11 protein-coding genes are annotated in these 12474 nt (G+C 69.6%); 1 reads left to right on the top strand and 10 read right to left on the bottom strand.

Translation table 11 applies throughout. The features are described 5' to 3' along the window. Positions 1 to 94: 94 nt before the first annotated feature. From pssA to ABT085_RS35535, 9 genes are all read right to left on the bottom strand, one after another. Positions 95 to 913, bottom strand: coding sequence for a CDP-diacylglycerol--serine O-phosphatidyltransferase (gene pssA / locus ABT085_RS35575; protein WP_162468798.1), 819 nt, complete (start codon positions 911 to 913; stop codon positions 95 to 97). A 22-nt stretch (positions 914 to 935) separates the two neighbouring features. Further along, a complete protein-coding gene (locus ABT085_RS35570; RefSeq protein ID WP_351617628.1) occupies positions 936 to 1583 on the bottom strand; it encodes a phosphatidylserine decarboxylase in 648 nt (215 codons plus the stop codon). Positions 1584 to 1753: 170 nt separating this feature from the next. After that, positions 1754 to 2959, bottom strand: a complete 1206-nt coding sequence (locus ABT085_RS35565) for an acyl-CoA dehydrogenase family protein (RefSeq protein ID WP_152889564.1) — start codon at positions 2957 to 2959, stop codon at positions 1754 to 1756. A 2-nt stretch (positions 2960 to 2961) separates the two neighbouring features. Continuing rightward, entirely contained in the window at positions 2962 to 3474 is a 513-nt protein-coding gene (locus ABT085_RS35560; protein ID WP_152889566.1) for a MaoC family dehydratase, read from the bottom strand. A 5-nt stretch (positions 3475 to 3479) separates the two neighbouring features. After that, the gene (locus ABT085_RS35555) at positions 3480 to 4445 is read right to left on the bottom strand and encodes an HpcH/HpaI aldolase/citrate lyase family protein (protein ID WP_152889568.1); all 966 of its coding nucleotides are present in this window, start codon (positions 4443 to 4445) and stop codon (positions 3480 to 3482) included. Beyond that, positions 4442 to 6469, bottom strand: coding sequence for an ethylmalonyl-CoA mutase (locus ABT085_RS35550; protein ID WP_351617624.1), 2028 nt, complete (start codon positions 6467 to 6469; stop codon positions 4442 to 4444). Before ABT085_RS35550 ends, ABT085_RS35555 begins: the two co-directional genes overlap by 4 nt. A gap of 9 nt (positions 6470 to 6478) precedes the next feature. Beyond that, entirely contained in the window at positions 6479 to 7822 is a 1344-nt protein-coding gene (ccrA, locus tag ABT085_RS35545; RefSeq protein ID WP_351617621.1) for a crotonyl-CoA carboxylase/reductase, read from the bottom strand. A gap of 412 nt (positions 7823 to 8234) precedes the next feature. Next, entirely contained in the window at positions 8235 to 9068 is an 834-nt protein-coding gene (locus ABT085_RS35540) for a TetR family transcriptional regulator (protein WP_351617619.1), read from the bottom strand. A gap of 142 nt (positions 9069 to 9210) precedes the next feature. Then, positions 9211 to 11016 (bottom strand): 3-hydroxyacyl-CoA dehydrogenase family protein, encoded by a 1806-nt coding sequence (locus ABT085_RS35535; protein WP_351617616.1) that lies wholly within the window; start codon positions 11014 to 11016, stop codon positions 9211 to 9213. A 419-nt stretch (positions 11017 to 11435) separates the two neighbouring features. On the opposite strand from ABT085_RS35535, the gene ABT085_RS35530 reads away from it, so the two are divergent. Beyond that, on the top strand, positions 11436 to 12014 hold the full coding sequence (locus ABT085_RS35530) for an adenylosuccinate lyase (RefSeq protein WP_351617613.1): 579 nt from the start codon (positions 11436 to 11438) through the stop codon (positions 12012 to 12014). 26 nt (positions 12015 to 12040) lie between these two features. Here the strand turns inward: ABT085_RS35530 and ABT085_RS35525 are convergent. Continuing rightward, positions 12041 to 12474: GNAT family N-acetyltransferase (locus ABT085_RS35525; RefSeq protein ID WP_502982878.1), on the bottom strand; the 434-nt coding region annotated here is incomplete at its 5' end.

Below are 12474 nucleotides of genomic sequence, written 5' to 3'. Positions count from 1 at the left end.
GCGCCGACCCGGGTGTCCGGGAACGCCGGAAGGGCCCCGGACCTCTCGGTCCGGAGCCCTTCCCTGTCGTACGTCGTTCCGCGCGCTGCCGCCGTTACGGCAGCTGCGCCGCCCGCGCCTCGCGCCGGTTGTCGCGGAAGTTGTTCACCCGGCGGGCCGTGGCGAACAGCGGGATGACCGCGCCCATGACCAGCTGGAGCGCGCAGCCCGTCTGGAGCAGCATCTGGCCGCCGGGGGCGTCGAAGGCCCAGGCCGCCAGCAGGCCCATGCTCAGCACGATCCAGACGAGCACCGCCCCGGCGAGCCGGCCGCGCGGCTTCGGGTACTCGACCCGGCTGACCATCAGCCAGGCGGTGCCCAGGATCGCCAGCAGCGTGGCCACGAAGGGGAGCTCCAGCAGGACGATCGAGACGACCGTCAGCGCGCCGAAGGGGCTCGGCATGCCCTGGAACATGCCGTTCTTGACCGTCACGCAGGAGAACCTGGCGAGCCGCAGGACGACCGCCAGCAACACCACGATCGCGCCCACCGCCGCCACGCGCTGGTACGCGTCGTCCGCGACCATGCCGTAGACGAGGACGAAGTAGGCCGGCGCCAGGCCGAAGCTGATCAGGTCCGAGAGGTTGTCCAGCTCCGCGCCCATCGGGGAGGAGCGCAGCTTCCTCGCCACCAGGCCGTCGAAGAGGTCGAAGACCGCCGCGCACAGCATCAGGATGACGGCGGTGGCCGCGCTGTGGCGGGCCATGCCGGATTCCTGGCTGCCGGTGAGGTGCGGGATCAGGATGCCGGTGGTGGTGAAGTACACCGCCATGAAGCCGCACGTGGCGTTGCCGAGCGTGAGCGTGTCCGCTATCGACAGGCGGAGAGAAAGAGGCATCTCCTCCTCGTCGTCCACCTCGTCGGCCTCGGGCACCCAGCCTGCCTGGGTCTCCGGATCAATCACGGTCAATGCGAGTCACCCCAGCCACGGTCTTCTGACCGACCTCGACCGCGACCTCCACGCCCTCGGGCAGGTAGATGTCGACACGCGAGCCGAAGCGGATCAGGCCGATGCGGTCACCCTGCTCGACCTTCGTGCCCTGGGGCACGTACGGCACGATGCGGCGGGCGACGGCGCCGGCGATCTGGATCATCTCGATGTCACCGAGTTCGGTGTCGAAATGCCAGACTACGCGCTCGTTGTTCTCGCTCTCCTTGTTGAACGCCGGAACGAACCCACCGGGGATGTGCTCGACCGACGTCACGGTGCCGGCCAGCGGCGCACGGTTCACGTGGACGTTGAGCGGGCTCATGAAGATCGCGACGCGGGTCCGGCCGTCCTTCCACGGCATGATGCTCTGCACCACACCGTCGGCGGGCGAGATGACCCGGCCCTGCGTGATCTCGCGCTCGGGGTCACGGAAGAACCACAGCATGCCCGCGGCGAGCGCGGTGGCGGGCACGGCGACGGCCTTGGCGGCACCGGAACGGCGCGCGCGGGCCAGGCTGAGGGCGGCGGTGGCGACGGTCGGGAGAAGCCACGGCGATGCTCCGCGCGCGAGGCGGACCCGGCCGCGAGGTGCAGAGGATTGGCTGTGGGGCATGGATGACCTTCGTAGCGGATGATGCCGCGCTATAACAGGGGACGGCGGCTTTCCGGCGATCGTAGCGGCTAAGAGCCGCAACTGGGTAAGTCGGGAACCTTAGTCGACGGCTGGAGACCGTTGACGGGGTGTGATCTTCTTCTCGAAGAAAACACCCCGTAGCCGGACAATCAGCCCTGGATTCGGTACTCTTCGAGCAATCTGCGCCCAATGATCATTTTCTGGATCTCGGCGGTACCTTCGCCGATCAGCAGCATCGGGGCCTCACGGTAGAGGCGCTCGATCTCGTACTCCTTCGAGAAGCCGTAGCCGCCGTGGATCCGGAAGGCGTCCTCGACGACCTCCTTGCAGTACTCGGAGGCGAGGTACTTCGCCATCCCTGCTTCGAGGTCGTTTCGCTCCCCGGAGTCCTTTTTGCGTGCTGCGTTCACCATCATGGCATGCGCGGCCTCGACCTTGGTAGCCATCTCGGCGAGCTTGAACTGGATGGCCTGGTGCTGGGCGATCGCCTTGCCGAAAGTGTGACGTTGCTGGGCGTACTGGACACCGAGCTCGAAGGCACGCTGGGCGACGCCACAGCCACGCGCCGCCACGTTGACGCGGCCGACCTCCACACCGTCCATCATTTGGTAAAAACCTCGCCCGGTGACCCCGCCGAGCACGCGATCCGCGGAGATCCGCAGGTCATCCATGATCAGCTCGGTGGTGTCGACCCCCTTGTACCCCATCTTGTCGATCTTCCCGGGGATGGTCAGACCGGGACGGACCTCGCCGAAGCCGGGCTCCTTCTCCACGAGGAACGTCGTCATCGACTTGTGGGGGGCCGTGCCCTCGGGGTGTCCTTCGTCACTTCGCACCAGGACGGCCACGAGGGACGACGTGCCACCGTTGGTCAGCCACATCTTCTGGCCGTTCAGGACGTACTCGTCGCCGTCCTTCACGGCCTTCGACGAGATCGCCGAGACGTCCGAGCCGAGGGCCGGCTCCGACATCGAGAAGGCGCCGCGGATGTCGCCGGCCGCCATGCGCGGCAGGAAGTGGTCCTTCTGCTCCTGCGTGCCGTGCTGCTTGAGCATGTACGCCACGATGAAGTGCGTGTTGATGATGCCGGACACCGACATCCAGCCGCGGGCGATCTCCTCGACGCACAGGGCGTACGTCAGGAGCGACTCGCCGAGACCCCCGTACTCCTCGGGGATCATCAGCCCGAAGAGGCCCAGTTCCTTCAGGCCGTCGACGATCTGCTGCGGGTACTCGTCGCGGTGCTCCAGCTCGGTGGCGACCGGGATGATCTCCTTGTCCACGAAGTCGCGGACGGTGGAGAGGATCTCCTGCTGGATGTCGGTCAGACCGGCGGTCTGGGCGAGTCGCGCCATCTCTACTTCTCCTGCTGCTTGAGCTCCGGGCGCCCGGGCTGCTCGCCGCCGCGCTCCTTGATGTACGTCTCGGTCGGCACCATCACCTTGCGGCGGAACACGCACACGAGCGTGCCGTCCTGCTTGTAGCCCTTGGTCTCCACGTGGACGATCCCGCGGTCCGACTTGGACCGGGAGGGCGTCTTGTCGAGGACCGTGGTCTCGCCGTAGATCGTGTCGCCGTGGAAGGTCGGCGCCACGTGCTTGAGCGACTCGATCTCCAGGTTGGCGATCGCCTTGCCCGAGACGTCCGGGACGGACATGCCGAGCAGCAGCGAGTAGATGTAGTTGCCCACGACGACGTTCTTGCCGAAGTCCGTCGTGTTCTCCGCATAGTTGGTGTCCATGTGGAGCGGGTGGTGGTTCATCGTGAGGAGACAGAACAGGTGGTCGTCGTACTCCGTGACCGTCTTTCCGGGCCAGTGCTTGTACGTCGCCCCGACCTCGAACTCCTCGTAGGTCCGTCCGAACTGCATCGCGCTCAGGCCTCCGGGATCTCGAACTTGGTGGTGCGCTGCATACCGGCGGCGCGGCCCTTGCCGGAGATGACCAGGGCCATCTTGCGGCTGGCCTCGTCGATCATCTCGTCGCCGAGCATCGCCGAGCCCTTCTTGCCGCCGGCCTCGGACGTGTAGTAGTCGTACGCGTCCAGGATCAGCTCGGCGTGGTCGAAGTCCTCCTGCGACGGCGAGAAGATCTCGTTCGACGCCTCGACCTGGCCCGGGTGCAGCACCCACTTGCCGTCGAAGCCGAGGGCCGCGGCCCGGCCGGCGACCTCGCGGTAGCCCTCGACGTTGCGGATCTGGAGGTAGGGGCCGTCGATCGCCTGGAGGTTGTTGGCGCGGGCGGCCATCAGGATCTTCATCAGGATGTAGTGGTAGGCGTCCGCCGGGTAGCCGGGCGGCTGCTCACCCACGACCAGCGACTTCATGTTGATCGACGCCATGAAGTCGGCCGGGCCGAAGATGATCGTCTCCACACGCTGGGACGCGGTGGCGATCTCGTTGACGTTGTTCAGGCCCTGGGCGTTCTCGATCTGCGCCTCGATGCCGATCTTGCCGACCTCGAAGCCCATCGTCTTCTCGATCTGCGTCAGCAGCAGATCCAGCGCCACCACCTGCTGGGCCGTCTGGACCTTCGGCAGCATGATGCAGTCGAGGTTCTGGCCCGCGCCCTCGACGACCGTGACGACATCGCGGTACGTCCACTCGGTCGTCCAGTCGTTGACGCGCACGACCCGCGTCTTGCCGGTCCAGTCGCCCTCGTTGAGGAACTTGACGATGGTGTGCCGCGCCTCGGGCTTGGCGAGCGGCGCGCACGCGTCCTCCAGGTCCAGGAAGACCTGGTCGGCCGGCAGGCCCTGCGCCTTCTCCAGGAAGCGCGGGTTGCTCCCCGGGACCGCGAGGCAGGAGCGTCGCGGACGCAGACGGTTGACGGGCGTGGTCATGCGGGGACCTCCAGGGGGTCGAGCTTGTTCGCTTTCCGGATCTCGTCGACGATACGGCCGATGATCCCGGTGATGTCGAAGTCCTTCGGGGTGAAGACCGCGGCCACCCCGGCGGCCCTGAGCTGCTCGGCGTCGGCGTTCGGGATGATCCCGCCCGCGATCACCGGGATGTCGGCCGCGCCGGCCTCGCGCAGCCGTTCCAGCACGTCCGGGACGAGCTGGGCGTGCGAGCCGGAGAGGATGGACAGGCCGACCGCGTGCACGTCCTCGGCGAGGGCGGCGTCCACGATCTGCTCGGGGGTCAGCCGGATGCCCTGGTAGACCACCTCGAACCCGGCGTCGCGGGCCCGCACGGCGATCTGCTCGGCACCGTTGGAGTGCCCGTCCAGGCCCGGCTTGCCGACCAGGAAGCGGAGCTTTCCGCTGCCCAGCTCCCGGGCGGTGGCGTCCACCTTGCGGCGGACCTCCGCCATGGGCGAGCCCGCCTCGGCGGGGACGGCCACCGGCGCCGAGGAGACACCGGTCGGGGCGCGGAACTCCCCGAACACCTCCCGCAGCGCCCCCGCCCACTCGCCGGTGGTGACCCCGGCGCGGGCGCACTCCAGGGTGGCCTCCATGAGGTTGCCGGTGCCCTTGGCGGCTTCCTTGAGGCGCTCCAGCGCCTTGCAGGGCCGGGGGTGGTTGAACGGCGGCTGGTAGCGGGTGTCGCGCCACTGCCCGAGCGACTCGACGACCCGTGCCTCGACCGCCGGGTCCACCGTCTGGATCGCCGTGTCCAGGTCGGCGGTCAGCGGGTTCTGCTCGGTCGTCTCGAAGATGTTGACGCCGACGATCTTCTCCTGGCCGGACTCGATCCGGGCCCGTCGCTCGGCGTGCGAGGAGACCAGCTGCGACTTGAGGTAGCCGGACTCGACGGCGGCCATCGCGCCGCCCATCTCCTGGATCCGGTCGATCTCGGCGAGGGAGTCCTCGACGAGCTGGGCGACCTTCGCCTCGATCACGTGCGAGCCCGCGAAGATGTCCTCGTACTCCAGCAGGTCGCTCTCGTGCGCCAGCACCTGCTGGATGCGCAGCGACCACTGCTGGTCCCAGGGGCGGGGCAGGCCGAGGGCCTCGTTCCAGGCCGGCAGCTGCACGGCACGGGCGCGGGCGTCCTTGGAGAGCGTCACGGCCAGCATCTCCAGCACGATCCGCTGGACGTTGTTCTCCGGCTGCGCCTCGGTCAGGCCGAGGGAGTTGACCTGGACGCCGTAGCGGAAGCGGCGCTGCTTGGCGTCCGCGATGCCGTACCGGTCACGGGTGATCTGGTCCCAGATGCGGCCGAACGCCCGCATCTTGCACATCTCCTCGACGAAGCGGACGCCCGCGTTCACGAAGAAGGAGATACGCGCGACGACATCGCCCTTGCGGTCCTCCGGGATCTGGCCGGACGCGAACACCGCGTCCAGCACGGCGATCGCGGTGGACATCGCGTACGCGATCTCCTGGACCGGAGTGGCCCCCGCCTCCTGCAGGTGGTAGCTGCAGATGTTGATCGGGTTCCACTTGGGGATGTGGTTGACCGTGTAGCAGATCATGTCCGTCGTCAGCCGCAGCGACGGCCCCGGCGGGAACACATGGGTGCCCCGCGACAGGTACTCCTTGACGATGTCGTTCTGCGTCGTCCCCTGGAGCTTGGTGACGTCCGCGCCCTGCTCCTCGGCGACGACCTGATAGAGCGCCAGCAGCCACATGGCGGTGGCGTTGATCGTCATCGAGGTGTTCATCTGCTCCAGGGGGATGTCCTGGAACAGCCGGCGCATGTCACCGAGGTGCGCGACCGGCACGCCGACCCGGCCGACCTCGCCGCGGGCGAGGATGTGGTCGGAGTCGTAGCCGGTCTGCGTCGGCAGGTCGAACGCCACCGACAGGCCGGTCTGGCCCTTGGCGAGGTTGCGCCGGTACAGCTCGTTGGACGCCTCGGCCGTGGAGTGACCGGCGTAGGTCCGCATCAACCACGGCCGGTCCTTCTGACGCTCGCTCATGGGTGGACCTCAGATGTTCCGGAAGCGGTTGATGGCGTCGATGTGCTGGGCGCGCAGTTCCTCGTCGCGCACGCCGAGGCCTTCCTCGGGCGCCAGGCAGAGCACGCCGACCTTGCCCTGGTGGGCGTTGCGGTGCACGTCGTGGGCGGCCTGGCCGGTCTCCTCCAGGGAGTAGACCTTCGACAGCGTCGGGTGGATCTTGCCCTTCGCGATGAGGCGGTTGGCCTCCCACGCCTCGCGGTAGTTGGCGAAGTGCGAGCCGATGATCCGCTTCAGGGACATCCACAGGTAGCGGTTGTCGTACTCGTGCATGTAGCCCGAGGTGGAGGCGCAGGTGGTGATGGTGCCGCCCTTGCGGGTGACGAACACGGACGCGCCGAAGGTCTCGCGGCCGGGGTGCTCGAAGACGATGTCGATGTCCTCGCCGCCGGTCAGCTCGCGGATGCGCTTGCCGAAGCGCTTCCACTCCTTCGGGTCCTGGGTCTGCTCGTCCTTCCAGAACCGGTAACCCTCGGCGTTGCGGTCGATGATCGCGTCGGCGCCCATCGAGCGGCAGATGTCCGCCTTCTGGTCGCTGGAGACGACACAGATCGGGTTGGCGCCGCCGGCCAGGGCGAACTGGGTGGCGTACGAGCCGAGGCCGCCGCTCGCACCCCAGATCAGGACGTTGTCGCCCTGCTTCATGCCGGCGCCGTTGCGGGAGACCAGCTGGCGGTAGGCGGTGGAGTTGACCAGGCCCGGGGCGGCGGCCTCCTCCCAGCTGAGGTGGCCGGGCTTCGGCATCAGCTGGTTGGACTTGACGAGCGCGATCTCGGCGAGGCCGCCGAAGTTGGTCTCGAAGCCCCAGATGCGCTGCTCGGGGTCGAGCATCGTGTCGTTGTGGCCGTCGGAGGACTCCATCTCGACGGACAGGCAGTGCGCGACGACCTCGTCGCCGGGCTTCCAGGCGTTGACGCCGGGGCCGGTCCGCAGGACGACGCCCGCGAGGTCGGAGCCGATGATGTGGTACGGCAGGTCGTGGCGCTTGGCCAGCTCGTTGGTGCGGCCGTAGCGCTCCAGGAACCCGAACGTCGACAGCGGCTCGAAGATCGAGGTCCACACGGAGTTGTAGTTGACCGAGGAGGCCATCACGGCCACCAGGGCCTCGCCCGGGCCCAGCTCCGGCAGCGGCACCTCGTCGAGGTGCAGCGACTTGCGCGGGTCCTTCTCGCGGGTCTGCATGCCCGCGAACATCTCCGTCTCGTCCTTGTGCACGGTCATCGCGCGGTACGACTGCGGCAGCTCGAGAGCGGCGAAGTCGGCCGACGTCGATTCGGGCGACTGGATCGCGTCCAGGATGTCCTTAACGGTCACGGTGTTGCCTCCGGCGGTGAGCGCCCTGAGGGAGGGGCGCTGAGGGTTGCGGCGGTGCTGCTGAGGGTGTGAGGAATGCCGTCGGTTCGGCGGGGGTGGAGCTTCGGCAGCGCTTTGTGGCGCGGGAGGTTGCCTGTGACGCAGGCGTCCGGGCGCGCGACCAGGTGGTTGCGGGGACAGCCGGCGTACGCATGGTCTCTGCACGCCGGCCGCCCGGACCACTTCAACGTATGGCACTCCGTGTCACCGTGCAAGGCACGGGGTGCCAGAACTTCCTCTCAGATGAAATCTTTACGTAACAAATGAGCGATGATCGATCGAACGGGCTCTGAAATCCGGTGGAAAAGACGCCCTGACATGCCAAAACGGCCACCCGGGAGGGTGGCCGTCGTCACATGGGAGGGTCGGGTCGTCAGCGCTCGCGGAGCGCCTCCTCGATGGTCCGCATGACCTCGTCCAGCGGGGCGTCGGTGCGTGCGACCGTCACCAGGACCTCGCCCTGGTGGGAGACCGCCGCCGGGGCCGCGGCGGGCTTGGGGGCCGTCCCGCGGCCCGCGCCGATCCCCGAACCGAACGTCTTGCGCACGATGGCGAAGGCGTGGTCGAGCTGGGCCTCGACATCGCCCTGGCCGCCGGCCCGCAGCCAGCGCCGCAGGACGTGGTTGTGGGCGGTGACCACGGCGGACGCGGCGACCTCGGCGAGCAGCGGGTCGTCGTTGGCGTCGTCGTCGTGCGCGTGCTCGTCGAAGTGTCCCAGCAGATAGCGGGTGAACAGCCGCTCGTAGCGGGCCACCGAGGCGATCTCCGCCTCCCGCAGGGTGGGCACCTCACGGGTCAGCGTGTAGCGGGCGACCGAGATCTCCGGCCGGGCCGCGTACATCCGCATGACCTCCTTGATGCCCCGGCACACGGTGTCGAGCGGATGCTCGTGCGGGGGCGCCGCATTCAGCACCGCCTCGGCCCGCACCAGGGTGTCGTCGTGGTCCGGGAAGATCGCCTCTTCCTTGGAGCGGAAGTGGCGGAAGAAGGTGCGGCGGGCGACCCCGGCCGCGGCCGCGATCTCGTCGACCGTGGTCGCCTCGTACCCCTTGGTCGCGAACAGCTCCATCGCGGCGGCTGCCAGTTCGCGGCGCATTTTCAGCCGCTGCGCGGCCGCGCGGCTGCCCGCGGCGCTCTCCGGTACGTCGGGCGCGGCTGGTGTACGTGAGGACTTGGCGGGCTGGGGCATGCCCCGAACGTACTGCATGTGCGCAGCTCGGTGCGCAGGTCCGGGGTTTCCCCCGCCCTGGAGGGGCGGGGGAGGGTCGGGCCGGCCGGACCGCCCGAATCCACCCGGATCGAGCAGTCCGCCCCAGTCCGTGCCCGACCGGAACCAGTCGCCGGGACGCTCAGCGGCGGGCATATTCGCGGAATCCCCGGCCCGTCTTGCGGCCGAGGCAGCCCGCGGCCACCAGGTGCTCCAGGAGGGGTGCCGGGGCCAGGCCGGGGTCGCGGAACTCGCGGTGCAGGACCTTCTCGATGGCCAGCGAGACGTCCAGACCGACGACGTCCAGGAGCTCGAAGGGCCCCATCGGGTAGCCGCCGCCCAGCTTCATCGCCGCGTCGATGTCGTCCAGGGACGCGTAGTGCTCCTGCACCATCTTGATCGCGTTGTTCAGGTACGGGAAGAGCAGCGCGTTCACGATGAAGCCAGCCCGGTCGCCGCAGTCGACGGCGTGCTTCTTGATCCGGACGCAGACCTCGCGGACCGTCGCGTGGACGTCGTCCGAGGTCAGGACCGTACGGACGACCTCGACCAGCTTCATCGCCGGGGCCGGGTTGAAGAAGTGCATGCCGATCACGTCCTGCGGACGCGAGGTCGCCCGCGCGCACGCGACGACCGGCAGCGAGGACGTGGTGGTGGCCAGCACCACACCCGGCCTGCAGACCTTGTCCAGCGTCGCGAACAGCTGCCGCTTGACCTCCAGGTCCTCGGCGACGGCCTCGACGGCCAGGTCGACGTCCGCGAAGGCGTCGTAGGAGCCCGCCGCGGTGATCAGGTCCAGGGTCTCCGCCGCGGCCTCGGCGCTCATCCGGCCCTTGTCGACGGAGCGCGCCAGCGACTTGCCGATCCGGGCCTTGGCGGCCTGCGCCTTCTCCTCGCTGCGGGCGGCCAGCACGACCGCGTAACCGGCCTTCGCGAAGACCTCGGCGATACCGGAGGCCATCGTCCCGGAACCGGCCACGCCGACGGAGCGCACCTGGCGGCCGGGCGTGAGCTCGGCACCCTCCAGCGGCGTCAGCGCGTCCCGCACGACCGTGGCACTGCCGGGGGCGTCGTAGGTGTAGAAGCCGCGGCCCGACTTGCGGCCCGTCAGGCCGGCCTCGCTGAGCTGCTTGAGGATCGGGGCGGGGGCGTGCAGCCGGTCGCGGGACTCGGCGTACATGGCGTCCAGGACCGTGCGCGCGGTGTCGATGCCGATCAGGTCGAGCAGGGCCAGCGGGCCCATGGGCAGTCCGCAGCCCAGCCGCATCGCCGCGTCGATGTCCTCGCGGGAGGCGTACTTCGCCTCGTACATCGCGGCCGCCTGGTTGAGGTAGCCGAACAGCAGCCCGTCCGCGAGGAACCCGGGCCGGTCGCCGACCGCGACCGGCTCCTTGCCGAGGTCGACCGCCAGGTCCGTGACGGCGGCGACCGCCTGCGGCGCGGTCAGCACCGAGGAGACGACCTCGACCAGCTTCATCGCCGGGGCCGGGTTGAAGAAGTGCAGGCCGAGCACGCGCTCGGGACGGGCCGAGTCGGCGGCCAGCCGGGTCACCGACAGCGCGTTGGTGCCGGTGGCCAGGATCGTCTCGGGGCGCACGATGCCGTCCAGCTCGCGCAGGACCTGGTGCTTGATCTCGTACGACTCCGGAACCACCTCGATGACCAGGTCGGCGTCGGCGGCGGCCCGCAGGTCGGCGGAGGTGCGGACCCGGGCGAGGACCTCCGTGCGCTCCTGCTCGGTCAGCCGGCCGCGCTGCACGGCGCGGGCGGTCGAGGACTCCAGTGCCGTGACGGCCAGCGCGGCCTGGGACTCGCTGACGTCGATGCCGATGACCTCACGGCCGGCCTTGGCCAGGACTTCGGTGATGCCGGTGCCCATGGTGCCGAGGCCGACGACGGCAACGGTCTTCAGGGGGGACAGAGAGGTGTCGGACAGGGGAGTGGCCATCGCGGGACTCCTGGAGAGAGGGTGACGACTGGGAGCGCGCCCGGGTGCGCCGCGAGAGGCGCACGGGGTGCGAGGAGTGCGGGTGTTGGCGGGCTGCATGCGCACACGCCCGGTGCCGATGCTGGGGATCTCCGCCCGGACAGGACCGGGAGCGGGGAGGGCGCGCACACGCCCGTGCAGCGAACGGCGGAAACCGACCGGCCCTGTCCCGGAGCCGGGTCGTACAGCGGTACACGAGGCACCGAACCGACCACACTCGAACCGGCTGCGTCACCAGGCCGGTACGAGGAGAAACGCGAGTGGGTGACTCGCTCGTCTGAGCTTAACCCGTGAGTAACGAGCGCGCCAGCCCCCGATTTTGTGACCTGCCCCCTCGGGAGCCGCACGGGCCGCCCGGGACCTGGCCTAGTCTCGGCCTCATGGACGAAGAGTTGCGATCACTCACGGAGCGCATACGGCAGGAGTCGGGCGGAGCGGCCGGCTGCGAACGGCTGGCGGCGACCGGGGATCACGACGCGCTCGCGGAGGTGCTCACCGCCCCCGGGCAGCCTCTGTGGGCCAGGGAACTGGCCGCGTTCCGGCTGGGGTTGGCCGGTGACCGGCGCGCCTTCGAGGCGCTCGTCCTGCTGCTCAACCACCGCGACCCCGAGCGCTGCGTCTCGGCCGCGTACGCCCTGGCCCGGCTCGGCGACCCCCGTACCGCCCGCGCGGCCGCCGCCCTCGCCACCAACGAACTGCGCGTGGCCTACGCCCTGCACCCGGTCCGGCTGCTCGTCGAACTGGACGCGCCCGAGTCCGTACCCGCACTGATCACCGTGCTGCGCCGCCGGCTGTGCTCCCCGCACGACCCCTACCGCCGGGTGGCCCTCGCCTGCGTGGACGGGCTCGGGACGCTGGGCGACACCCGAGCCCGGCCCGTGCTCGACGAGGCCCTCGCCCACCCGGCGCTGGCGGAGTCGGCGGTGCGCGCACTGGCGCGGATCCCGCGCGACGGGTAGGGCTCTGGGCCCGGCCTTCGCGGTCGTCAGTCCGTCAGTCTCCTGCTGTAGCGCACCTCGGGGACCTCCATCCCGCCCGCCTCGAACGGTTCCTCGGCGCCGTCCGCGCGGAAACCCGCCCGCTCGTAGAAGCGCCGGGCGCCGGTGTTCTCCTTCAGCACCCACAGGAGCATGCGGGGATGCCCGGCGGCCGCGCGCAGCCGGACCGACTCGGCCAGCAGCGCCCGGCCGGCACCGCCGCCGTAGTGCCCGGGGTGGACGTAGATCGCGTACAACTCGGCGTCCTCGGTGCGCACTTCGCCGTCCCGGTACGGTCCGTGCGCCGCCCAGCCGACGAGCTCGCCGCCCCGCTCGGCGACCAGGTTCCCAGTTCGCCGCGCAGGAAGCCGATCACGGAGTCGGGGATGTCGAACCGGTCCGGGGTCTCCTCGAACTCCGCCGGCGTCACTCCGGCGCCCAC

The sequence above is a fragment of the Streptomyces sp. NPDC002265 genome (assembly GCF_040296125.1).
Lineage (GTDB): Bacteria > Actinomycetota > Actinomycetes > Streptomycetales > Streptomycetaceae > Streptomyces.
This window is presented reverse-complemented; position numbering and strand designations above follow the sequence as displayed.